Origin of the sequence: Bradyrhizobium manausense, assembly GCF_018129685.1 — a bacterium.
In the GTDB taxonomy this organism is placed as follows: Bacteria; Pseudomonadota; Alphaproteobacteria; order Rhizobiales; family Xanthobacteraceae; genus Bradyrhizobium; species Bradyrhizobium manausense_D.
Genome location: NZ_JAFCLG010000019.1, coordinates 1 through 21,295, shown reverse-complemented (window position 1 = coordinate 21,295; position 21,295 = coordinate 1). Strand labels below are relative to the sequence as shown.

Here is a 21,295-nt window from a genome sequence, read left to right as displayed (position 1 = left end):
CCGCCAAGCAGATGAGACCTGCCGAATTCGGCCTAGGATTCAGGCCCCGATCGCGATAAATACGCGGTCCCTAACCATCCCCTCGGGAAGCGCAACAATGGACAAGTTCACCACGCTGGAAGGCGTCGCGGCGCCGCTGAAGATCATCAATGTCGACACCGATATGATCATTCCCAAGCAGTACCTCAAGACCATCAAGCGCACCGGCCTTGGCAAGGGGCTCTTCTCCGAGCAGCGCTACAAGGACGACGGCAGCGAAAATCCGGATTTCGTCCTCAACCAGCCCGCCTATCGCAACACGAAGGTGCTGGTCGCCGGCGACAATTTCGGCTGCGGCTCGAGCCGCGAGCACGCGCCCTGGGCGCTGCTCGATTTCGGCATTCGCTGCGTGATCTCGACCTCGTTCGGCGACATCTTCTACAACAACTGCTTCAAGAACGGCATTCTGCCGATCCGTGTGTCGCAGGAAGACCTCGACAAGCTGTTCGACGACGCCGAGCGCGGCGCCAATGCGACGCTGACGATCGACCTGCCGAACCAGGAGATCCGCGGTCCCGACGGCGGCAAGGTCAAGTTCGAGATCGACCCGTTCCGCAAGCACTGCCTGATGAACGGACTCGACGACATCGGTCTCACGATGGAGAAGAAGGCCTCGATCGACACCTATGAGGAGAAGCTCAAGCGCGAGCGCGCCTGGGCCTGAACTCAAGTCCTATTCAAAGCCCCGGTGCCACAGGCGCCGGGGCTTTTTCTTTGGCCAAAATATCCCGTATAGCTGCACGCATGCTGCCCGAGATCGTCACCTTCTGGCATGGCCCGATGGACGCACTGCGCCAGACCTGTCTGCGCTCGCAGCTGGCTGCGGGCCACAAGGTCACGGTCTACAGCTTTGACACCATCCCGGGCCTGCCTGCGGGCGTCGACAATGCCGACGCCGAAGCGATCCTGCCGCACGCCTTCTCCGAACGATTGCGGCCGCCGCAGCCGGACGGCAGCTGGCGCGACTGGACCACGCTTCAGTTCAGCGACTTCTTCCGCATGAAGCTGATGGCGAAGAATCTCGGCCTCTGGCTCGATGCCGACGTGTTGCTGCTGAAGCCCGTCGAGATCGATCCGGCAAAGCCTTACTTCGCCTGGGAGCGGCCGCGCCAGCTCGGCAACTCCGTGATCTATCTGCCGCCCAAGCACGGCATCGTCACGGCGTTCGAAGAATTGATGGAGCAGGAGGAGCTGACGCCGAAATGGCTGTCGGTGAGACACCGCATCACCTTCATGATGCGCCGGCTGCGCGGCGGCTCGAACCGTCTCTCCGATATTCGCGTCGCGATCTACGGGCCGGCCGCGCTCACCGCGCTCGCCCGCCGCACCGGCGCCTTGCACAACGCGCTGCCGAAGCAGTCGTTCTACGCCGTGCATGCCGAACCAAAGCTGTTCTTCGATCCCTCGAGCTATCTCGGCCTCGTCACCAACCCCGAGATCATCGGCCTGCACATCTCGCCCAAGGGGCGGGGCGGGCAGCCACCGATCCACGGCAGTCTGTATGCCTGGGCAACGGAGCGGTTTGGCTGAGGTCTCTCCGCGAGGCCCGCACTCTCTGCCCCGGACGCAGTCGCAGCGCTGCAGAGCCGGGCCCGGACGGAGGCAAGATGGGTCCGGGTCTGCGAAGCGACGTTTCGCGCCGCACGGCGTCCGGGACACGAAATTCTCGACCGCTTCTCAATTTGATCCAGCGCAACGCGGTCCTGCATCATTTTGCCTAGTGTCGCTCCATCGCACGATCAATGGAGCTGCGCCATGAGCACCGCAAGCAGGCCTTATCCCATCGTCCAGGACCTCATCGAGTCGTTTGCCGCCTGGCTGAAGCATCGCCGCGAGCTGAACGAGATGCGGCAGCTCGACCGCTCGGAATTCGACCGGATCGCGAGCGATCTCAAGATCGCGCCTGACGACCTCGAAGAACTGGTCCGTCACGGCCGTCACGCTGCCGACGAGTTGCCGAAGATGCTGGAGCAGCTCGGCATCGATGGAGAGCGGCTTGGACAGGTGCAACCACTGTTGCTGCGCGACATGGAGCGGGTCTGCGCGCTCTGCGCTCACAAGGCGGAATGCGACCGCGAGCTGGCCCACGGCACCGCCGCGGAGAGTTATCACGGCTATTGCGGCAATGCCGCCACGCTGGAATCGCTCGATCGCGCCGAGGTCGCGCCGCACTGAGACGGCGCGCCGATCTGTTTGCCGGGGTCACAAGCGGCCAGCGATTGCGGCGGCTTCGGCTGCGGCACGCTGCATGCTGGTCGACATCTCGTTGGTCACCGTGCTCTGTTCCTCGATCGCGGCGGCCGTCGATGTCACGTATTCGCTGACGTTGTTGATGGCCGTCTTGATCGAAGCCAGGGCGGTGACGACGTCGCCGGAGATACCGTTGAGGCTGCCGATCTCCGCGCCGATCTTGTCGGTGGCCTGCTTGGCCTGGTTGGCGAGGCTCTTCACTTCGGAAGCCACCACGGCAAAACCCCGACCGGCTTCACCCGCGCGGGCCGATTCGATCGTGGCGTTGAGCGCCAGCAGGTTGATCTGCCCGGTGATGTTGTTGATGAGTTCGACGATGCCGCTCATGGCCTGCGCGGCTTCGGTGAGGCGCTGGGCCTGCGCGTCGGCGGCCGAGACCTGGTCTACCGCGCGGCTTGCGGTCTCGCGCGACTTGGTCATGGCTTCCGAAATCTCCCGCACCGAGGCGTTGAGTTCCTCCGAGCCTGCGGCCACGGATTCCATCATGCCGCGGACGCGCTCGTTGCCCATGCGGACCAGCACCTGCTTGGTGGTGTCCGTGGCGTATTTCACGACCTTGAACGGCTTGCCGTTGAGGTCGAGGATTGGATTGTAGGACGCCTGGATGTAGACCTCCTTGCCGCCCTTACCGATGCGCTTGTATTCGGCCGCCTGGTACTGACCGCGGTTCAGCGCGGCCCAGAACTCACGATAGGCGGAGCCGTCGCGCTCGCTCGGCTCGACGAACATGCTGTGGTGCCTGCCCTTGATTTCAGCCAGCGAATAGCCGACCGTGTGCAGGAAGTTCTCGTTGGCGGTGATGATCGTACCGTCCATGTTGAATTCGATCACGGCCTGCGCCTTGTCGATCGCCGCAAGCTGGCCGGCGAAATCCGCGCTCTTGAGCTTCTCGGTGGTGACGTCGGTTGCGAACTTGACGACGCCGAACGGCTTGCCGTCCTCGTCCAGTAGCGGGTTGTAGCTGGCGAGAATCCAGACCTCGCGGCCGCCCTTGCCGATGCGCTTGAATTCCCCGGACTGGTACTCGCCGCGGTTGAGCCCGGCCCAGAATTCGCGATAGGCATGGCCATTCCGCTCGGCCTCGGTGACGAACATACCGTGATGCTTGCCCTCGATTTCGGACAACGAATAGCCGAGCGCTTTGCAGAAATTCTCGTTCGCCGTGACGATCGTGCCGTCGAGCTTGAATTCGATCACGGCCTGGGCGCGGCCGATGGCGGCGATCTTGGAAGCGTCAGCCATGCTCCGGATCTTCTTCTCGGTAATGTCCGTCGCAATCTTGGCAACCATCACCGTCTTGCCTTTGCCGTCGAGTACCGGATTGTAGGACGCCTCGATCCAGACCTCGCGGCCGCCCTTCGCGATACGCCTGAACTCGCGTGCCTGATACTCACCACGGTTCAGGGCGGCCCAGAACGCCTTGTACTCCGCGCTGTCGCGCTGGTCGGCCGGCACGAACATGGAATGGTGCTTGCCCTGAATCTCGTCGAGCCGATAGCCAAGGGAGTCGAGGAAATTCTTGTTGGCCGTAATGATCGTGCCGTCCGGGTTGAATTCGATCATCGCCTGCGAACGGCCGATTGCGTCGAGCCTTGCTGCTGCATCAACCGGGGACTTGCGACCAAACATTTTCTCACTCCGCAATAGACGCCGGGTTCGCAGCATCTGCCCGAAACCTGCGTTCACTATTCATCGAATTGCCGCGACCCAAGGGGGAGGAGGGGGCCGGGCGTATGTCTGAATAACTGAATCGAATTATCAGAGTATTTGTCCGATCGCAGACACTATGGCCGTATTTCGCCACGGCGATTAACCTGAAAGCCACACGGCGCCATCTCGGCGGCCCCCTGGGCCCTGGCGTGCGACGTCCTGCTGAGAACACTATCGATATTTGGCAGAAGCCCGGCGTCGACAGGTCGCATGGGCCGTTCACATCTTCGTCCCCTTGGCCGACGTGCTCGCGAAATATCTGATCCATCCGGCTGGGCCGAACGTCTGCACGACCGCGCTCAGTCTCCGCAACCGTTGTTCGTCGTCGACACCGAATCGGTTACCCAGGCCCTCCCATTCGATGCAATCCGAAATTGCTAGCGCTCGGATGGCGGTTCGGTAGTTTGATTGTACCGGGGAATCAGCTGTGGGCGCCGTTTCATATCTTGACCGCTATCCGTTGATTCAGTCGCGCGACAGCGAAGTCGCGCGCGAACGGCTTTTCACGGAGTACGGCGCGGTTCGATTCGACAAGCGCGGTCGTGAATTTGGCATACATGCCAATTTCATTCGCCTGCAGTCCGTCGGGCTGGCGTTCTGTGCCTATGAAGGGGCAGCATCACTGTCATTTCCCGAATCGCAAATGTTCCGCCAGTTCTTCTCCGTCCAGGGAGCTGCCGCTTTCAAGACTGGTGGGAAGAGTGGACCTATCGAGACCTGGAGTCCGATCATCTCCGGCGACGCCAGGCTGGACCTGGATTTCGCCCCCGCTTACCGCCAGCTGGTCCTGAGAATAGACGCCTCGGCGATCACCCGCCTGTTGGGAAGCCTGCTCGGCGACGCCAGCGACGCAACCCTGCGTTTCGACTCGGGCGAAGCGGACCCAGTGATGATGACCCATATGCGCCAGGACGTTTTCAGACTGGCCGAGGAACTGGAAAGATTCGGACAGGATTATTCGCCCATCGCCCTCGCCGAACTCGAACGCGCCATGATGGTCAGAGTGCTTCTAGCGCACCGACACAATTTCTCCGACCGGCTCCAGCGCGCAGCACCGAGAGCCAGCCGATCCGTGGTCAGCCTCGTGGAGTCCTACATTGAGACGTATTGGGACCAGCCACTCGATCTGGAGCGGATCGCCGAGGTCGCCAAGGTGAGCGTGCGAACCGTTTTCCGCGAATTCTCGGAATCCGGACGGGGATCGCCAGGCCAGTTCGCACGGCGCGTCCGGGTTCGTCGCGCAGCCGAGCTGTTGCGACGGCCTGACGAGCAGACAACCGTCCTTGCTGTTGCGTTCAAATGCGGCTTTCACAATCTCGGGCGATTCGCATCCGAATATCGTCGGGAAATCGGCGAGTTGCCTTCCGAGACCCTGAAGAATGCGCGACGCAGGCGATAAGCGCACGCGGCAGCAGCATCCCGCCGAACATCCAGCCTTCGCCCTGCCCGGCAGGCGCCCGACTACAACCTCTAGCCCTTCCCCACCGCCGCGATCGCATCCGCGATCGCGATCGTGCGCCGGGCCATGTCGGCGTGCAGGCGTTCCACCATCGCACCATCGAGGCGGATCGCGCCGCGCGAGACGTTTTCCGGCAGCTCGAACGCCGCGATGATCTTTCGCGCGCGTGCCACTTCCTCCTCGGGTGGAGTGAAGATTGCGTTGCAGGCCTCGATTTGCGAGGGATGGATCAGCGTCTTGCCGTCGAAGCCGAGGTCGCGCGCCTGCGCGCATTCGGTGGCGAAGCCGTCGGGATTGGCGATGTCGCTGTAGGGGCCGTCGAGGATTTCGAGGCCGGCGGCGCGCGTCGCCAGGATGCAATGGGTGATCATCGGGATCATCGCGGCGCGGCCGGGCAGCATCTTGATCCGCGTCTCGCGCGAGATGTCGTTGGGGCCGAACACGAAGCCGGCGAGGCGGCTGGATGGATCGCGCCCGGCTTCGGCCAGTTCCTCGGCATGCAGCACCGCGCGCGCGGTCTCGATCATCGCCCAGACCTTCACGGTCGGCGCGGCGCCGAGCCCCGCAAGGTCGCGGCCGATGGTCTTGAGGTCCTCGATGCTCGAAACTTTTGGAACGAGGATGCCGTCGGGCGAGGCCTTGGCGGCCATCGCGGCATCTTCGGCCCACCATTGCGTGTCGAGACCGTTGGTCCGGATCAGGATCTCGCGCTTGCCGAAACCCTTGGCCGCGATCGCGGCGGCGATGCCATCACGCGCTGCGGCCTTGGCGTCCGGGGCGACGGAATCTTCGAGATCCAGGATCAGGCCGTCGGCGGCCAGGTTCCGCGCCTTTTCCAGTGCGCGGGGATTGGAGCCGGGCATGAACAGATGGCTGCGGCGCGGGCGGGTCATGCAAGCGTTCCTTCCGGGTTCCTCGTCCCTTTGCTGACCGAAGCCGAATAGCATCTGGCCTGCCCATTCGAAAGGCTTGTTCGCCCCGGCGGTCTATGATTAGGCATAGCCCATGACGACATTTCCGACGCATTTGCTGGAAGGCTACCAAGCCTTCGCCACGCAGCGGCTGCCGACCGAGCAGAATCGCTATCGCGAGCTGTCAGTGAAGGGGCAGTTCCCGGAAGTGATGGTGATCGGCTGTTGCGACAGCCGCGTCTCGCCCGAGGTCATCTTCGACGTCGGGCCCGGCGAATTGTTCGTGGTCCGCAACATCGCCAACCTCGTGCCGGTGTACCAGCCCGACGGCAACGCGCATGGCGTCTCGGCTGCGCTCGAATATGCCGTGACCGTGCTGAAGGTGAAGCACATCGTCATCCTCGGCCACGCCCAATGCGGCGGCATCCGCGCTTTCGTCGACAAGATCGAGCCGCTCACGCCCGGCGACTTCATCGGCAAATGGATGCAGATGTTCATCAAGCCAGGCGAAGTGGTCGAGCAGCGCGACCACGAGACCATGGCGCAATTCGTCGAGCGCATCGAGAAGGCGGCGGTGTTCCGTAGCCTGGAAAACCTGATGACGTTCCCGTTCGTGCGCAAGGCCGTCGAGAGCGGCCAGATGCAATTGCACGGCGCCTATTTCGGCGTCGCCGAGGGAACGCTGTTCTTGCTCGACAAGGCGACCAAGGAATTCAAGAGGGCGAATAGCGTGGTGTAGGCTATTTCGTAGACTGCCAAGTCAACGAGGTCGTCGTCCCGGACAAGCGCCAGCGCAGATCCGGGACCCATACGCCGCAGCAATAATTTTGCGAAGACCCGCAGTGACCAGCTTCGCACCATACCACTTCCTGTGGTTATGGATCCCGGATCTGCGCGCGCTACCGGACAACGCTACGCGTTGCCGGGGGCGCGCTTGTCCGGGATGACGGGAGAGAATTCGTCACGCCGCCTTCTTCTTCGCGCTGATCAGCTTGCGGTTGATCAGGACTTCCGCGATCTGGATCGCGTTGAGGGCCGCGCCCTTGCGGAGGTTGTCCGACACACACCAGAGCACGAGACCGTTCTCCACCGTCGCGTCCTCGCGGATGCGGCTGATATAGGTCGCGTCCTCGCCGGCCGATTCATACGGCGTGGCGTAGCCGCCGGGCTCATGCTTGTCGATGACGAGGCAGCCTGGCGCCGTGCGCAGGATGTTGCGTGCTTCATCGGCGCTGATCGGATTCTCGAACTCGATGTTGACGGCTTCGGAGTGGCCGACGAAGACAGGCACGCGCACGCAGGTCGCGGACAGCTTGATCTTGGGATCAAGAATCTTCTTGGTCTCCGCCATCATCTTCCACTCTTCCTTGGTGTAGCCGTCCTCCATGAAGACGTCGATGTGGGGGATGACGTTGAAGGCGATGCGCTTGGGGAACTTCTTGTTGACCAGCTCCTGGTTGGTGTAGACGGCCTTGGTCTGCGAGAACAATTCGTCCATGCCGTCCTTGCCGGCGCCCGAGACCGATTGATAGGTCGAGACGACGACGCGCTTGATGGTCGCCTTGTCGTGCAGGGGCTTCAGCGCGACGACGAGCTGCGCGGTGGAGCAGTTCGGATTCGCGATGATGTTCTTCTTCTTGAAGCCTTCCGTCGCGGCCGCGTTCACCTCAGGCACGATCAGCGGCACGTCCGGATCCATGCGCCAGGCCGAGGAATTGTCGATCACGACCGCGCCAGCGGCGCCGATCTTCGGCGACCATTCCTTCGACACCTCGCCGCCCGCCGACATCAGGCAGATGTCGACATCGGAGAAATCATAGTGCTCGAGCGCCTTGCACTTCAGCGTGCGGTCGCCATAGGAGACCTCGACGCCGATGCTGCGGCGTGACGCCAGGGCCACGACTTCGTCCGCGGGGAATTTGCGCTCATCGAGAATGTTGAGCATTTCCCGTCCGACATTGCCGGTCGCGCCGACGACTGCGACTTTGTAACCCATCGTTCACTCTCCGATGAAAAAGCCCGTTCCTGAAGCTGACGCTTAAACAGGAAGAGCAGCGCTTCTATGCGAGAACCGCCCTCAAGACAACGTTGGACCATGCCTTAGGGACGTGGATGCAGTCGCCCGAGGCCAGCACGGCCGTTAGCCCCACCCAGATCCATCTAACGCTCGCCAATTTCGCCGACGAGGTCGTCGGCACGCTGGCGCGCCTGTTTCTGTATGTGGGGACGCTCGCTCTGTTTGCCATCCTCGCGCTTGCCGGGCTCGGCCAGCTGCCTGATCTGCGCGCCGACGAGGCCGCGGAGAAGCCGCAGTGGTCCGAGGCCTCCCGCTCGCGCCCGGCCTTCGCCGTCGCCAAGCTCGATTCGTCAGAAACAACAGCCTCTTATACCGTCCTGCGACACTCCGGAGGCGGCCGCCGCGACGTCATGCGCTGGGCCGGCGATGCCGGCAGGCCAGCCGACAGACCGGTGGCCGAACTCGAGATCTACCGGGAAGGCGGCGAATTCGACGTCACGCGTCCGGCGACATCAGGCCTCGCCGCCCGGATGGGCCTGGGTGAGGCCACCGCGCTCGAGCAGGCCGGCCTCATCGACACGAAGTTCGGCCCCGTCGCCCTGTTTCAGCCGACCGGCATAGCCGAGGGGGCATCCTCCTGCCTCGGCTACCTCAAGCGCAACGAGGAGCCGGCGCTGCAGATCTCAGGCTTCTCCTGCCAGGGCGGCACCATGCCGGCCCGGCGCGCGGCGATCGCCTGCACGCTCAACCGCCTGACGCTGCTGACCTCGGGCAACGAGCCGAAGCTTGCGGAGATGTTCGCCCATGCCGAGCTGAAGCGCCGCTCCTGCGATTCCCAAGGCGCGGCCGACTGGCTGCTGGGCGCGGCGAATGCGCAATTGCGCGGCGCGCTTTGAGGCGTATCAAGCTCAAGTCGCTGGTATTCATGCAACTTTTGCCGACGGAAACAATTATTCCGCCGCGGTGTGACTGAATTGACCTAGTTGTGGCCACCCCGGCCGGGCTAGTATGGGGTGAAATCGACTGGCGGCTTGCCGCCTGAAGGGGACGTGATGAGCTTCAATTTCTCTGCCGCGAACAAATTGGCCATCTTGCTGGCGGCGGGCGCCGCGGTTGCGATGGCCTTCGCGGCGCCGGCTTCGGCCGACACCAAGGTCAAGCAGCGCTATGACGATCGCGGCCGGCCGATCTACGGCCCTGGTGGACCCAACGCCGTCTACCAGCAGGGCCGGACCCGTATTTACGTGAGCAAGCGCTCCTGGCTCGACGGCGGCACCGAGGTCAATCCGGGCGACCGCAAGTTCACCGACTACGCCTTCCCGCCGGCCGTGGGCTATCCGTCCTTCGCCCGCGAGAACAACAACCGCCCGATCGATCGTCAGCCGCTGGCGACCCCGGCCGATGTCGGCGGCTATCCGCAGAATTTCCCGCTGTACTGAGCGGACCAACTGACCGAATCAAAAGGCCGGGCTTTGCGCCCGGCCTTTTTGTTTTTTTCGATATCCGTTTTACGAATTGGCCGCCGGGTCATAGCGCCGGCAAAATTCCTCGATCGCCTCGGAGCGGAAATCGGCGAGGCGCTCGAAGATCAGCTCATCCGGCCAGTCCCACCAGGCGATGCGCTGCAGGCTTGCCGCCACGGAATCATCAAAGCGCGTGCGGATGGGACGCGCGGGAACGCCGCCGACGATCGTGTAAGGCGCGACATCGCGGCTGACGACCGCGCCCGCGCCGATCACGGCGCCGTCGCCGACCGTGACGCCCGGCAGCAGGATCGCGGCATGGCCGATCCAGACATCATTGCCGACAACGACGCGATCGCCGCGGCGATGCGCGAAGAAGTCGCGGTCGCGGGTCGCACTCGCCTCGTAATATTCGGGAACGTAGGTGAAACGATGCTGGGACGCGCGGCCCATCGGATGATTGGGCGCGCCGATCCGCACCGAATTGGCGATGGCGCAGAACTTGCCGATCACCGCACCGGCAACGTCGCAATATTCGCCGAGATAGGAGTAGTCGCCGAGCGAGGCGTATTCGATGCGGCTATGGCTGAGAATTTCGCAGCGCCGCCCGATCTGCGCCTCGCGCTGGCGCACGGTTTCATGGATGAAGGTTTCCGCGATCTTGGGGCGGGGTAAGGTGTCCATGAGGTGGATCCGATGACAGATCGTAGGGTGGGTTAGCCGAAGGCGTAACCCACCACTTTGGTTTCCGCGGAGACAGAAGAGGTGGGTTATGCCAAGCAGATGCGCTTTGCGCATCTGCTTGGCTAACCCACCCTACGATTCTCTGCCGCCTTACGCATGCAGCTTCTGCAGTTCCTTCAGAATCGCTTCGCCCATCTGCGTGGTCGAGGCCGCGGTCGTGCCTTCCGACTTGATGTCGGCGGTGCGAAGACCGCTGGCGAGCACCGCTGCGATCGCGGCGTCGACCTTGTCGGCGAGATCGCCCATGTCGAAGGAATAGCGCAGCGCCATGCCAAAGGACGAGATCATCGCGATCGGATTGGCGAGGCCCTTGCCGGCGATGTCGGGCGCCGAACCGTGCACGGGCTCGTACAGCGCCTTGCGCTTCCTGCTCTTGACGTCGACTTCGCCGAGGGAAGCCGAGGGCAGCATGCCGAGCGAGCCGGTCAGCATCGCCGCGATGTCGGAGAGCATGTCGCCGAACAGATTGTCCGTGACGATGACGTCGAACTGCTTCGGCCACTTCACCAGCATCATGCCGCCGGAGTCCGCGAGCTGATGCTCGAGCGTGACGTCGGGATATTCGCGCTTGTGGACCTGAGTCATGACCTCGTTCCAGAGAACGCCCGACTTCATGACGTTGCGCTTCTCCATCGACGTCACCTTGTTCTTGCGCTTGCGGGCAAGCTCGAAGGCGACGCGGCCGATGCGCTCGATCTCATAGGTGTCGTAGACCTGGGTGTCGATCGCGCGCTTCTGGCCGTTGCCGAGATCGGTGATGGTCTTGGGCTCGCCGAAATAGACGCCGCCGGTGAGCTCGCGCACGATGACGATGTCGAGACCTTCGACGGCCTCGCGCTTCAGGCTCGAGGCATCCGCCAACGCCGGATAGCAGACGGCCGGGCGCAGATTGGCGAACAAAGCGAGATCCTTGCGCAGGCGCAACAGGCCGGCTTCGGGGCGCACCTCGTAAGGCACGGCGTCCCACTTCGGACCGCCGACCGCGCCGAAGATGATGGCGTCGGCATCCATCGCCTTGGCCATGTCTCCCTCGGAGATCGACACCTTGTGGGCGTCGTAGGCGGAGCCGCCGACAAGGCCGGTATCGGTCTCGAATTTGGCGATCCCGGCCGAATTGAGCCAATCAATCAGCCGCTTCACCTCGCCCATCACCTCGGGGCCGATACCGTCGCCGGGGAGCAGCAGCAATTTGTGGGTCGCCATGGTCGTCCTTCCTCCGTTTCGTCATGGCCGGGCTTGACCCGGCCATCCACGTCCTGCCTGCAGCGCGAAGAACGTGGATGCCCGGCACAAGGCCGGGCATGACGGCATCTCGTGAATTTCGGCCGGAGTGCTAGAGCGGCGTTGCGCGCTTGGCAAGACACCATTGCCGCGCTGCGGCTGTGCAAGGCGGGCAGGGCCTGCCACACTGCGCGCGCCGGAGTATCCCTTGCTCGCCCCAGATCGTCCCCCGCCCGACGCGCGCCCTGCGCGGCTGATCCTGACCCTGTCGCTGGCCGCGACGGTCGGGCTCGGCATCGGCCGCTTTGCCTATGCGCTGGTGCTGCCCGACATGCGGGAGGACCTCGGCTGGTCCTACTCGGCGGCCGGTTTCATGAACACCATCAACGCCGTCGGCTATCTCGTGGGCGCGCTGTTTGCGTCCCGGCTGATCCAGCGCGTCGGATGGTCGGCGGCGATCCGCGGCGGAACGCTGGCCTGCCTTGCCGCGCTTGCCACCTGCGCGCTGACGGGGAATTTCATCGCGCTGAGCCTTGCGCGCCTCGTGCTTGGTCTCGGGGCCGCGGCCGGCTTCGTCGCCGGCGGCGCGCTGGCCGCGACCGTCGCGCAGTCGCGTCCCGAGCGGGCCAATTTCCTGCTGAGTCTCTTCTATGCCGGGCCCGGCATCGGCATTCTCGCCTCCGGGCTGATCGCGCCGTTCACGCTGCAGCATTTCGGACCGGGCTCGTGGTGGATCGTGTGGTGGGCGCTGACGCTGCTCTCGGCCGTGATGACCGCGCCGCTGTTTCTGGTTCGGATCGAAAGCGGCGCGCGCTTCAGCGAAGGCAGCCACGCCGCCTTCGCTGTTCGTCCCGTGCTGATCTACCTCGCCGCCTACTTCCTGTTCGGCGCCGGCTACATCGCCTACATGACCTTCATGATCGCCTATGTGCGCGACAGCGGCGGCGGTGCGGCGGCGCAGGCCGGCTTCTGGGGCCTGATCGGCATGAGCGCATTCGTGACGCCCTGGGTCTGGCGACGCGTGCTCGCGCTCGACCGCGGCGGTCTTTCCACCACGATCATCCTCGGCACCAACGCGATTGGCGCCGGCCTGCCGATGCTCGGACATTCCACTGCGTGGCTTGCGACTTCGGCGGTGGTGTTCGGCGTCGCCTTCTTCGCCGTGGTCGGCTCGACCACCGCCTTCGTGCGCTTCAACTATCCGCCGCAGGTGTGGCCGCGCGCGATCGCGGCGATGACGATCTCGTTCGGCCTCGGACAGACGCTCGGGCCGATCGTGGTCGGCGCGATCACCGATGCGCTGGGGAGCCTTTCCTACGCGCTGAACCTCTCGGCGGCGATGCTGGCGCTCGGTGCCATTCTGGCGGCGTTTCAGGGTCGGCTGGCGCGATAGCCGGCGAATCGCACGGGCGACGCCGGCGCCGCGTCCGGCGGCCGCCCGACTCCGGACTGTCATAAGGCAATCGCGTCATCAGGATAAATTCGAACGGTTTCGGCGGCAGCGAAGCCAGGTTCCGGCCTGGACAGCGCGTGGGCGTCGCAAGCCAATCCCTGGAGCAATTCTCGTGGCGGTGCAGAGGCGATGAAGGCAACAGCTAAGCAGGATGCCCGGGGGGCGCCGCCCGAAGCCGAAACAGCGTTGTTCGAGGCGTTTCAGCACCATCAGGCAGGACGGCTCGACGCCGCGGTCGGCCGTTATCGGGATGCCATCGCGATCCATCCCGATTTTCCCGAAGCGCTGAACAATCTCGGCATCGCGCTCAAGGATCAGAACCGCTTTAGCGCCGCGGTGACGGAATATCGGAAAGCGCTGGTCCTGCGGCCCGATCTTGCCCAGATATGGAACAACCTCGGAGACTCCCTGCATTCGCTCGGAGACCGGGCGTCGGCCATCGCGCATTACCGAAAGGCGGTGGCGCTGCAGCCCGACTACGCCACCGCGTGGCGCAACCTTGGTGACTGTCTGGCGGAAACAGGTGTGCTGGACGAAGCACAACAATGCTTCGACCGGGCACTCGCACTGGATTCCAGCCTGGATGCCTCATCGTCGCCTGCAGAGATCGCGTTGCGCGAAATCCAGCGCCAGTTTTCAAAGATGGTGACGACCATCGAGGCCACCACGGCCCGCGATCCGCGGCTGGCCGAAGCCTATCTGGCGTGCGGGAGGGACGAACGGCCGCCTGCCGGGTGCGACCCCGACACCGCCGAGCGATTTCGGTTCGCGGCGCAGCTTCGCGCGAGTTTCAGCGATCATCTTTCATCGATGCTGCTGCAAATGCATTACGACCGCGAATTCGCGCCAGGCATGTTACGGGAAGGCCCGCGCGAGGTGGCGCGCTTCCATGCCCAAACGCCGCGCTTCAGCGGCTGGCAGAACCTGCGCGATCCGGAACGCCGGCTGCGCATCGGCTATGTGTCTGCGGATTTCAGGACGCACTCGGTCGGATATTTTCTCTCCGCGATTTTGCTCAACCACGACGATGCATCCGTCGAAACCATCTGTTACTCGGGAACGACGGACGAGGACGAGCAAACCGCTTTCTTCAGGTCTCGCGCAGCGCATTGGCGCTCGACCATCGGGATTGACGACAGGGAGCTCGCCGCCCGGATTCGCGCCGACGCGATCGACATTCTCGTCGACCTGTCCGGCCATACTTATGGCCATCGGCTCGGCGTTTTTGCCCGCAAACCCGCCCCGCTGCAGGTGACCTGGCTCGGATATCCCGACACGACGGGCCTGTCCGACATCGACTACCGGCTCACCGATGCGATCGTCGATCCTCCGGGGACGGCCGACACCACATCCTCCGAAAGGCTGTTTCGGCTGCCCGACGGTTTTCATTGCTACACCGCGCCCGTTGCGGCGCCGGACGTGAGCAAGCTGCCCGCCGAGCGCAATGGTTTCGTGACGTTTGGGTCCTTCAACAATCTCGTCAAGGTGAACCATCAGGTGCTCGACGCCTGGGCCGGCGTTCTGCAGCGGGTCGCCGGCTCTCACCTGGTTCTCAAATCGAAGTGGCTGGTCGATGCCGAGATGCGCAAGCGGATCGAGAGGCTGTTCGAGCAGCGAGGGATTGCCCGCGACCGTTTGAAATTGATCGGCAAATTGCCGACGATGGCGGACCATCTCGCCGCCTATGGCGAGGTCGACATTGCGCTCGACACGTTTCCCTACAATGGCGCGACGACGACATGCGAAGCGCTGTGGATGGGTGTTCCCGTCGTGACGCTCGCCGGCGACCGGCACGCAGCCCGGGTCGGGGCCAGCATGCTGAGCCGGGTCGGATTGCAGGACATCGTGACCGAGCGATCGCAGGATTACGTCGCGGCCGCCGCGCGGCTCGCCGCCGACGTGCCGGCACTCGCTGCGCTGCGGGCAAGTCTTCGTGAGCGGGTCGCGGCGTCACCCCTGTGTGACGGCCCGAGATTCACCCATCAGCTCGAAGCCGCCTATCGCACCATGTGGCGCGAATGGTGTGCGACCGGCGTCACCGGGAACGGCTGAGCCTCACGCTTTAGCTGCCGCTGAACGAATTGTAGCCCTGATCTTCCCAATAGCCGCCCTTGTAGTCGTTGGTGACTTCCATCGACATCACGTATTTCGGGTTCTTGAAGCCGAGCTTTGTCGGCACGCGGATCTTCATCGGAAAACCATAGGCGCGCGGCAGGATGTCGTTGCCGAACTTGAACGTCATCTGCGTCTGCGGATGCAGCGCGGTGCGCATGTCGAGCGGCGAATTGTAGCCGTCCTTGTCGGCGCACTGGAACCAGACATATTTCGCGCGCGTGTCGGCGCCGACGAGCTTGAGGAAATCGCGCAGCGGCGTGCCGGTCCAGCTTCCGATCGCGCTCCAGCCTTCGACGCAGATGTGACGGGTGATTTGCGTGAACTGCGGCAGTTTGGTGAGCTCGTCCAGCGTCCAGGACTTCTTGTTGTCGACGAGGCCGCGCACCTCGAGCTTCCAGGCCTTGCCGTCGACCTCCGGCGCATCGTCGAGATCGTAATAGGCGTTGAACGGGAACGGCTTTGTAATCGCGCTCTCCGCAAAAGTCGGCGCCAAGGCGTCAGGATTGAAGATGAAGTCCTGCACCGCGTCGTTGAACTTCGAGATCCTCGCGAGAAGGGCGTCAGCCGAAGACGAGTCGACCACATCGCAGCCGGTGAGCAGGGTCAGCGCACCGAGGCTGGCGCCGCCCGCGATGAAGCGGCGGCGGGTCACATCAGGCATCACCTTGAGAGAGTCCTTGATCAGCAGCCGTTTGTCGACGCCGGGGATCAGGAATGAACGCTTGGCCATATCAGCTCTCCTTCCTATTCTTTCGTTTTGAGCATGATCTTATCGGAAAACCGGTTCCCACTTTTCCGGATCATGCTCAGCGACCGATGACCATCGCGCGCAGGCTCTTCGGCACCAGCAGCGCAAGCAGGACGTGAACGACCAGGAAGGCGCAGATCGCGGCCATGCAGAAGAAATGGACGTAGCGCGCGGTCGGATAATCGCCGAACAGCGTCACCAGCCAATGCAATTGCACCGGCTTCCAGATCGACAGGCCGGACAGCACGATCAGCACGCCGACGACGATGATGCCGGCATAGAGCGTGCGCTGCACGTAATTGTAGACGCTGAGATCGTCATGGCTGAGCTTGAAGGTCAGCGCCGCCTTGACGTCGTGGAGCACGCCCGCCGGCGTGATCGGCAGCAGCTTCCTGGCGAAACGGCCGGAGGCAAGACCGGTCACGAGATAGGCGAGGCCGTTAACCATCAACAGCCACATCGCGGCAAAGTGCCAGAGCAGCGCGCCGCCGAGCCAGCCGCCGAGCGTGATGTCGTGGGAGAAGCGGAAATCGAACAGCGGCGAGGCGTTGTAGATCTGCCAGCCGGACATGATCATCAGGATCATGGCGACGGCATTGGTCCAGTGCATCACCCTGACCCAGGCCGGCTGGATCACCTTAGGTTTGGCGCTAATTTGCTCGTCGGTCACGGTCAGGCTCGACATGGTGGTTCCGTGCTGGTTTCGTCTTCGGGATCGTGTGTCAGAACATCATACGCCGGTCGTGCCAGTTTCGTTACGCCCTGGCTGCGATCGAATCGATGCCTGCGGGCTATGATAGTCACAATAAAGCGAGCCGAGGGGTCTCCCCGGCTCGCTGTTTTGCCGCATCCTGTCGGGGATGAAACGGGGGTGCGCGGTGTTAGGTCGCCGGCATCAGCACGGTGTCGACCACATGGATGACGCCGTTGGACTGGTTGACGTTGGGGATCGTGACGGTGGACGACCCGCCCTTGGCGTCGACGATCATGACAGTGCCGCCGGACTTCTTGACGGTCAGTTCCTCGCCCTCGACGGTCTTGAGCTTCTGGCCGTCCTTGAGGTCGGACGCTTCGAGCTTGCCGGGCACCACGTGATAGGTGAGGATCTTGGTCAGGGTCGCCTTGTTCTCGGGCTTGACCAGGGTGTCGACGGTGCCGGCCGGCAGCTTGCCGAAGGCGGCGTTGGTCGGCGCGAACACGGTGAACGGGCCCTTGCCTTCCAGAGTGGGGACGAGACCGGCCGCCTTCACCGCCGCAACCAGCGTGGTGTGGTCCTTCGAGTTGACGGCGTTCTGGACGATGTTCTTCGACGGGAACATCGCGGCGCCGCCGACCATGACGGTCTTTTCCTCAGCGCGGGCGGGCGCGACGACGGTTGCAGTGACGGCCAGCGCGCTGAAGGCAGCAGCGGTGAGGTAAGCAATGCGCTTCGACATGGAGATACTCCCGATTGGATTGTGACCGGCGCTCGCCGGCATTTGCGTTGGGGCAACAACGGCGTCTGCGACAGTTTGACGTGAAGCAGCAGCGCGTCGTTGGACCGAACTACGGGAGGGTTTGCGATGGGGTTTCGAGGAATAATTTATTGTGATGCGTGAAACTATATCGCGGGGTGTTCGTGGGGTGCGCGCGGGCGCTCACTACAAACGCCGCTGTCGTCCTGGCGAAAGCCAGGACCCATTACCCCAAAAAGGATTTGTTGCGCGAGGCTGGTCACCAAGGGTCTTCGCCAAACTACGCCCTGGGACAATGGGTCCTGGATCTGCGCTCCGCCCTGGCCAACGCTCCGCGTCGCCAAGGCTGCGCTTGTCCAGGACGACGAGAGCCCTCAATCCCTGTTGTTCGGCGTCTGAATGAAGCCGCGATTGTGCGTCGGGCTGATCAGCAGCTCGTTGATGCAGACGCGCGGCGGCATGCTGGCGATGAACGCGATGGTGCGCCCCAGATCTTCGGATTGCAGCATCTTCGCCTGCTCTTCCTCGCTCGGCACCACCGGGCGCAGCTTCAGGATCGGCGTCGCGACCTCGCCCGGCATCAGGCAGCAGGCGCGCAGGCCGTTGACGCATTCGTCCATGTTGAAGGAATGGGTCAGCGCGAGCACCGCATGTTTGGTGGTGGTGTAGGCCGGGCCCGGCATCTTCGAGACGTGGCGGCCGGCCCAGGACGAGACGTTGATGATCGAGCCGTCCTGCTGCCTGCGCATCGTCGGCAATACCGCGCGCATGCAATAGAGCACGCCGTTGAGATTGACCTGGACGAGCTTGTCCCAGCCGTCGAGGTCCATGTCCTTCCAGCTGCGCCTGGGGACATTGATGCCGGCATTGTTCACGAGCAGGTCGATCCGGCCGTGCTTCGCAACGATCTGATCGGCGGCCTTCTGGGCCGCAGCCGCGTCGGACACGTCTAACGCGATAGCCTCGGCGGTCCCGCCCGCCCTGGCAATCTTCGCAACCACGGTCTCGAGGGCGTCCTTGCGGCGGCCGGAAACCACCACTGTCCAACCGTCGGCCGCAAGCGCCTCGGCGCCGGCCTCCCCGATCCCGCTGCCGCCGCCGGTGACCCAGGCTACGCGTTTCCCATTTTTGGTCATGCAAACTGTCTCCGTTGCTTCATTGGGGCGGTTTTTGCTAATCCAGCCCTCGGTTTTGACCGACCTTGTCCTACGAGCCTTGCGGTCGAGGAAATCTTGCATGAACCCTGCCGCCAACGCCAATCTGTTTTCCCGCCTGTTCGACGGCCTCGACGAGCCCAAACGCCTCGCCATCGAGACGCAGGATGGCGCCCATATCAGCTATGGCGATCTGATCGCGCGGGCAGGCCAGATGGCGAATGTGCTGGTGGCGCGCGGCGTGAAGCCCGGCGACCGCGTCGCGGTGCAGGTCGAGAAATCGGTGGCCAATATCGTGCTGTATCTCGGCACTGTCAGGGCCGGCGCGGTCTATCTGCCGCTCAACACCGCCTATACGCTGAACGAGCTTGATTACTTCATCGGCGACGCCGAGCCGGCACTCGTGGTCTGCGATCCCTCGAAAGCCGAAGGCCTTGCTCCGATCGCCGCCAAGGTGAAGGCCAAGGTCGAGACATTAGGTGCTGATGGCAAGGGTTCGCTGACCGAGGCCGCCGAGAAGGCCAGCAGCGACTTTGCCACTGTGCCGCGCGAAAACGACGATCTCGCCGCGATCCTCTACACCTCGGGTACGACCGGGCGTTCCAAGGGCGCGATGCTCAGCCACGACAATCTGGCGTCGAACTCGCTCTCGCTGGTCGATTATTGGCGCTTCACCGACAAGGACGTGCTGATCCACGCGCTGCCGATCTACCACACCCATGGCCTGTTCGTGGCGACCAACGTGACGCTGTTCTCGCGCGCGTCGATGATCTTCCTGCCCAAGCTCGATCCTGACCTCATCATCAAGCTGATGGCGCGCGCGACCGTGCTGATGGGCGTGCCGACCTTCTACACGCGCTTGCTACAGAATCCTGCGCTGTCGAAGGAGACGACGAGGCATATGCGGCTGTTCATCTCGGGCTCGGCGCCGCTGCTCGCCGAGACCCATCGCGAATGGTCGGCGCGCACGGGCCACGCCGTGCTGGAGCGCTACGGCATGACCGAGACCAACATGAACACGTCGAACCCTTACGACGGCGAGCGCGTGCCCGGGGCGGTCGGCTTTCCCCTCCCCGGCGTCTCCGTGCGCGTGACCGAGCCAGAGACCGGCAAGGAATTGCCGCGCGAAGAAATCGGCATGATCGAGGTCAAGGGCCCCAACGTGTTCAAGGGCTATTGGCGCATGCCCGAGAAGACCAGGTCTGAATTCCGGCCCGACGGCTTCTTCATCACCGGCGACCTCGGCAAAATCGACGACAAGGGCTACGTCCACATCCTCGGCCGCGGCAAGGATCTGGTCATATCAGGCGGATTCAACGTCTACCCGAAAGAGATCGAGACAGAGATCGACGCCATGCCGGGCGTGATCGAATCCGCCGTGATCGGCGTGCCGCATGCCGATTTCGGCGAGGGCGTCACGGCGGTGCTTGTCTGCAACAAGGGCGCCGATGTCACCGAAGCTGCCGTGCTGAAGGCGCTCGACGGGCGGCTGGCGAAATTCAAGATGCCCAAGCGCGTCTTTGTCGTCGACGAGCTGCCGCGCAATACCATGGGCAAGGTGCAGAAGAACGTGCTGCGGGATACGTACAAGGACATTTACGCGAAGAAATAGGGGTAAACGCGGGGGGCAGGAACATGAAACACGAGCAGGCGGTCCGGATCAATCATCATCTCCTTGCTGCCTACAAGGCGCTTGATCAGGCCCGAATGGCTATCGCGGGGCTTGCCAAGGCCGAGAGGATCGAGTTGGGAGACTGGCTCGACGAAGTCGTCGGCGTTTTAGAGGACGAATTGCTCCAGCCGATTTACGATCAGTATCCGGATCTTGAGCCCCCAAGTCCAACCGGGAACCACTTAGGTTTGTCTGCGAGCTCGCGTGGGATCAGGTGCAGCTTCCGTCATCGCTGACTGAGCAGCAATTCGATGAGATCATTTTCTCGGTCCTGAAGCCGACGTGGCGGAAAACCGTGATGATGGTCACCTGCGTGATGGATCGCTGCAGAGAGCTTGGATTCGCGATCGAAGGTGAAGTGATTGCTGCGCGATTGAAAGTGCTTTCCGATTCCGATCGGATCGAAGGCATCGGCAATCTACAATCATGGCTCCACAGCGAAGTGCGATTGAAGGATTAATCCGGCGATTCAATGCGGCCGGCCTTTACACCATTCGGTTGATGTAGCGCACGCTCTCAGCCCCGTCATTGCGAGCGCAGCGAAGCAATCCAGACTGCCGCTGCGGAAAGATTCTGGATTGCTTCGCTGCGCTCGCAATGACGGAGGTTGTGGCGGCTGCAGGCAATCCGATTTGCGCGGTCGACGCGCCGGAGTGTCCGGCTGGGGTGGAATGCAGCGCGCGCATATCCGCCGTCTGGCGGAAAATCGATGCGCATCGCGGAAATCCGACAGGACGGATTGGCTGTGTCGACCAAGTGATGTGTCATGAACTGACTAGTTCGAACCGGCAACTGTTATGTTGATGGTTCGACCTTATAGATTTTTCGGTCGCGCAGCATGGCGTTGAGGATGGTCAGCAGCTTCCTGGCGACAGCAATGAGGGC

At 63.2% G+C, this 21,295-nt stretch carries 21 protein-coding genes; 12 read left to right on the top strand and 9 right to left on the bottom strand.

Features of this window, described 5'->3' with window-relative positions:
• The first annotated feature begins 97 nt into the window (after positions 1-97).
• The 3 genes from leuD (at position 98) to JQ621_RS28940 (ending at position 2,214) form a co-directional block, all read left to right on the top strand.
• Positions 98-703, top strand: coding sequence for a 3-isopropylmalate dehydratase small subunit (leuD, locus tag JQ621_RS28950; protein ID WP_212239952.1), 606 nt, complete (start codon positions 98-100; stop codon positions 701-703).
• A gap of 80 nt (positions 704-783) precedes the next feature.
• Positions 784-1,569 carry a glycosyltransferase family 32 protein gene (locus tag JQ621_RS28945; protein ID WP_212239951.1) on the top strand — a complete coding sequence of 262 codons (786 nt, stop codon included), beginning with the start codon at positions 784-786 and terminating at the stop codon, positions 1,567-1,569.
• A gap of 225 nt (positions 1,570-1,794) precedes the next feature.
• Positions 1,795-2,214 (top strand): DUF6455 family protein, encoded by a 420-nt coding sequence (locus JQ621_RS28940; protein WP_212239949.1) that lies wholly within the window; start codon positions 1,795-1,797, stop codon positions 2,212-2,214.
• A gap of 27 nt (positions 2,215-2,241) precedes the next feature.
• On the opposite strand, the gene JQ621_RS28935 is transcribed toward JQ621_RS28940, so the two are convergent.
• The gene (locus tag JQ621_RS28935; RefSeq protein ID WP_212239946.1) at positions 2,242-3,918 is read right to left on the bottom strand and encodes a methyl-accepting chemotaxis protein; all 1,677 of its coding nucleotides are present in this window, start codon (positions 3,916-3,918) and stop codon (positions 2,242-2,244) included.
• A gap of 508 nt (positions 3,919-4,426) precedes the next feature.
• Between JQ621_RS28935 and JQ621_RS28930 the strand changes: the two genes are divergently transcribed.
• On the top strand, positions 4,427-5,398 hold the full coding sequence (locus JQ621_RS28930; RefSeq protein WP_212239944.1) for a helix-turn-helix domain-containing protein: 972 nt from the start codon (positions 4,427-4,429) through the stop codon (positions 5,396-5,398).
• Positions 5,399-5,469: 71 nt separating this feature from the next.
• Here JQ621_RS28930 and JQ621_RS28925 read toward each other — a convergent pair whose 3' ends face one another.
• Entirely contained in the window at positions 5,470-6,351 is an 882-nt protein-coding gene (locus tag JQ621_RS28925; protein WP_212239942.1) for an HpcH/HpaI aldolase/citrate lyase family protein, read from the bottom strand.
• A 112-nt stretch (positions 6,352-6,463) separates the two neighbouring features.
• On the opposite strand from JQ621_RS28925, the gene JQ621_RS28920 reads away from it, so the two are divergent.
• Positions 6,464-7,108 (top strand): carbonic anhydrase, encoded by a 645-nt coding sequence (locus JQ621_RS28920; RefSeq protein WP_212239940.1) that lies wholly within the window; start codon positions 6,464-6,466, stop codon positions 7,106-7,108.
• Positions 7,109-7,330: 222 nt separating this feature from the next.
• On the opposite strand, the gene JQ621_RS28915 is transcribed toward JQ621_RS28920, so the two are convergent.
• Positions 7,331-8,365: an aspartate-semialdehyde dehydrogenase gene (locus tag JQ621_RS28915; RefSeq protein ID WP_212239939.1), complete on the bottom strand. Its 1,035-nt coding sequence runs from the start codon at positions 8,363-8,365 to the stop codon at positions 7,331-7,333.
• Between the two features lie 116 nt (positions 8,366-8,481).
• Here JQ621_RS28915 and JQ621_RS28910 point away from each other — a divergent pair, with 116 nt between their 5' ends.
• Together JQ621_RS28910 and JQ621_RS28905 are read left to right on the top strand one after the other, a co-directional pair.
• Positions 8,482-9,282, top strand: a complete 801-nt coding sequence (locus JQ621_RS28910; protein WP_212239933.1) for a hypothetical protein — start codon at positions 8,482-8,484, stop codon at positions 9,280-9,282.
• A gap of 156 nt (positions 9,283-9,438) precedes the next feature.
• The gene (locus JQ621_RS28905) at positions 9,439-9,825 is read left to right on the top strand and encodes a hypothetical protein (protein WP_212239931.1); all 387 of its coding nucleotides are present in this window, start codon (positions 9,439-9,441) and stop codon (positions 9,823-9,825) included.
• A gap of 69 nt (positions 9,826-9,894) precedes the next feature.
• On the opposite strand, the gene JQ621_RS28900 is transcribed toward JQ621_RS28905, so the two are convergent.
• Together JQ621_RS28900 and leuB are read right to left on the bottom strand one after the other, a co-directional pair.
• The gene (locus JQ621_RS28900) at positions 9,895-10,533 is read right to left on the bottom strand and encodes a DapH/DapD/GlmU-related protein (protein WP_212239928.1); all 639 of its coding nucleotides are present in this window, start codon (positions 10,531-10,533) and stop codon (positions 9,895-9,897) included.
• A gap of 150 nt (positions 10,534-10,683) precedes the next feature.
• Positions 10,684-11,796: a 3-isopropylmalate dehydrogenase gene (leuB, locus tag JQ621_RS28895; protein WP_212239924.1), complete on the bottom strand. Its 1,113-nt coding sequence runs from the start codon at positions 11,794-11,796 to the stop codon at positions 10,684-10,686.
• A gap of 226 nt (positions 11,797-12,022) precedes the next feature.
• On the opposite strand from leuB, the gene JQ621_RS28890 reads away from it, so the two are divergent.
• Both JQ621_RS28890 and JQ621_RS28885 read left to right on the top strand, forming a co-directional pair.
• Entirely contained in the window at positions 12,023-13,207 is a 1,185-nt protein-coding gene (locus JQ621_RS28890; protein WP_212239920.1) for a YbfB/YjiJ family MFS transporter, read from the top strand.
• A gap of 189 nt (positions 13,208-13,396) precedes the next feature.
• The gene (locus tag JQ621_RS28885; protein ID WP_212239917.1) at positions 13,397-15,319 is read left to right on the top strand and encodes an O-linked N-acetylglucosamine transferase, SPINDLY family protein; all 1,923 of its coding nucleotides are present in this window, start codon (positions 13,397-13,399) and stop codon (positions 15,317-15,319) included.
• Positions 15,320-15,329: 10 nt separating this feature from the next.
• On the opposite strand, the gene JQ621_RS28880 is transcribed toward JQ621_RS28885, so the two are convergent.
• The 4 genes from JQ621_RS28880 to JQ621_RS28865 form a co-directional block, all read right to left on the bottom strand.
• Positions 15,330-16,112 carry a molybdopterin-binding protein gene (locus JQ621_RS28880; RefSeq protein ID WP_212239902.1) on the bottom strand — a complete coding sequence of 261 codons (783 nt, stop codon included), beginning with the start codon at positions 16,110-16,112 and terminating at the stop codon, positions 15,330-15,332.
• Between the two features lie 76 nt (positions 16,113-16,188).
• Positions 16,189-16,815 carry a cytochrome b/b6 domain-containing protein gene (locus tag JQ621_RS28875; RefSeq protein ID WP_212239898.1) on the bottom strand — a complete coding sequence of 209 codons (627 nt, stop codon included), beginning with the start codon at positions 16,813-16,815 and terminating at the stop codon, positions 16,189-16,191.
• A gap of 196 nt (positions 16,816-17,011) precedes the next feature.
• A complete protein-coding gene (locus tag JQ621_RS28870) occupies positions 17,012-17,566 on the bottom strand; it encodes a fasciclin domain-containing protein (protein WP_212239895.1) in 555 nt (184 codons plus the stop codon).
• Positions 17,567-17,958: 392 nt separating this feature from the next.
• Positions 17,959-18,720 carry an SDR family oxidoreductase gene (locus JQ621_RS28865; RefSeq protein ID WP_212239892.1) on the bottom strand — a complete coding sequence of 254 codons (762 nt, stop codon included), beginning with the start codon at positions 18,718-18,720 and terminating at the stop codon, positions 17,959-17,961.
• A gap of 100 nt (positions 18,721-18,820) precedes the next feature.
• Here JQ621_RS28865 and JQ621_RS28860 point away from each other — a divergent pair, with 100 nt between their 5' ends.
• The 3 genes from JQ621_RS28860 to JQ621_RS28850 all read left to right on the top strand — a co-directional run bounded on the left by JQ621_RS28860 (position 18,821) and on the right by JQ621_RS28850 (position 20,870).
• Entirely contained in the window at positions 18,821-20,350 is a 1,530-nt protein-coding gene (locus JQ621_RS28860; protein WP_212239890.1) for a malonate--CoA ligase, read from the top strand.
• Positions 20,351-20,373: 23 nt separating this feature from the next.
• Positions 20,374-20,646 carry a hypothetical protein gene (locus tag JQ621_RS28855; protein ID WP_212239883.1) on the top strand — a complete coding sequence of 91 codons (273 nt, stop codon included), beginning with the start codon at positions 20,374-20,376 and terminating at the stop codon, positions 20,644-20,646.
• A gap of 62 nt (positions 20,647-20,708) precedes the next feature.
• Positions 20,709-20,870 carry a hypothetical protein gene (locus JQ621_RS28850; RefSeq protein ID WP_409334254.1) on the top strand — a complete coding sequence of 54 codons (162 nt, stop codon included), beginning with the start codon at positions 20,709-20,711 and terminating at the stop codon, positions 20,868-20,870.
• Positions 20,871-21,295: the final 425 nt, after the last annotated feature.

Excerpts from the sequence above, each read along its gene's own strand:
- JQ621_RS28870 (WP_212239895.1), bottom strand. The coding sequence starts at position 17,566 with ATGTCGAAGCGCATTGCTTACCTCACCGCTGCTGCCTTCAGCGCGCTG.
- leuD (WP_212239952.1), top strand. The coding sequence starts at position 98 with ATGGACAAGTTCACCACGCTGGAAGGCGTCGCGGCGCCGCTGAAGATC.
- JQ621_RS28900 (WP_212239928.1), bottom strand. The coding sequence starts at position 10,533 with ATGGACACCTTACCCCGCCCCAAGATCGCGGAAACCTTCATCCATGAA.
- JQ621_RS28910 (WP_212239933.1), top strand. The coding sequence starts at position 8,482 with ATGCAGTCGCCCGAGGCCAGCACGGCCGTTAGCCCCACCCAGATCCAT.
- JQ621_RS28940 (WP_212239949.1), top strand. The coding sequence starts at position 1,795 with ATGAGCACCGCAAGCAGGCCTTATCCCATCGTCCAGGACCTCATCGAG.
- JQ621_RS28860 (WP_212239890.1), top strand. The coding sequence starts at position 18,821 with ATGAACCCTGCCGCCAACGCCAATCTGTTTTCCCGCCTGTTCGACGGC.
- JQ621_RS28875 (WP_212239898.1), bottom strand. The coding sequence starts at position 16,815 with ATGTCGAGCCTGACCGTGACCGACGAGCAAATTAGCGCCAAACCTAAG.
- JQ621_RS28920 (WP_212239940.1), top strand. The coding sequence starts at position 6,464 with ATGACGACATTTCCGACGCATTTGCTGGAAGGCTACCAAGCCTTCGCC.
- JQ621_RS28925 (WP_212239942.1), bottom strand. The coding sequence starts at position 6,351 with ATGACCCGCCCGCGCCGCAGCCATCTGTTCATGCCCGGCTCCAATCCC.
- JQ621_RS28945 (WP_212239951.1), top strand. The coding sequence starts at position 784 with ATGCTGCCCGAGATCGTCACCTTCTGGCATGGCCCGATGGACGCACTG.
- JQ621_RS28935 (WP_212239946.1), bottom strand. The coding sequence starts at position 3,918 with ATGTTTGGTCGCAAGTCCCCGGTTGATGCAGCAGCAAGGCTCGACGCA.
- JQ621_RS28905 (WP_212239931.1), top strand. The coding sequence starts at position 9,439 with ATGAGCTTCAATTTCTCTGCCGCGAACAAATTGGCCATCTTGCTGGCG.
- leuB (WP_212239924.1), bottom strand. The coding sequence starts at position 11,796 with ATGGCGACCCACAAATTGCTGCTGCTCCCCGGCGACGGTATCGGCCCC.
- JQ621_RS28855 (WP_212239883.1), top strand. The coding sequence starts at position 20,374 with ATGAAACACGAGCAGGCGGTCCGGATCAATCATCATCTCCTTGCTGCC.
- JQ621_RS28880 (WP_212239902.1), bottom strand. The coding sequence starts at position 16,112 with ATGGCCAAGCGTTCATTCCTGATCCCCGGCGTCGACAAACGGCTGCTG.
- JQ621_RS28885 (WP_212239917.1), top strand. The coding sequence starts at position 13,397 with ATGAAGGCAACAGCTAAGCAGGATGCCCGGGGGGCGCCGCCCGAAGCC.
- JQ621_RS28865 (WP_212239892.1), bottom strand. The coding sequence starts at position 18,720 with ATGACCAAAAATGGGAAACGCGTAGCCTGGGTCACCGGCGGCGGCAGC.
- JQ621_RS28850 (WP_409334254.1), top strand. The coding sequence starts at position 20,709 with ATGATGGTCACCTGCGTGATGGATCGCTGCAGAGAGCTTGGATTCGCG.
- JQ621_RS28915 (WP_212239939.1), bottom strand. The coding sequence starts at position 8,365 with ATGGGTTACAAAGTCGCAGTCGTCGGCGCGACCGGCAATGTCGGACGG.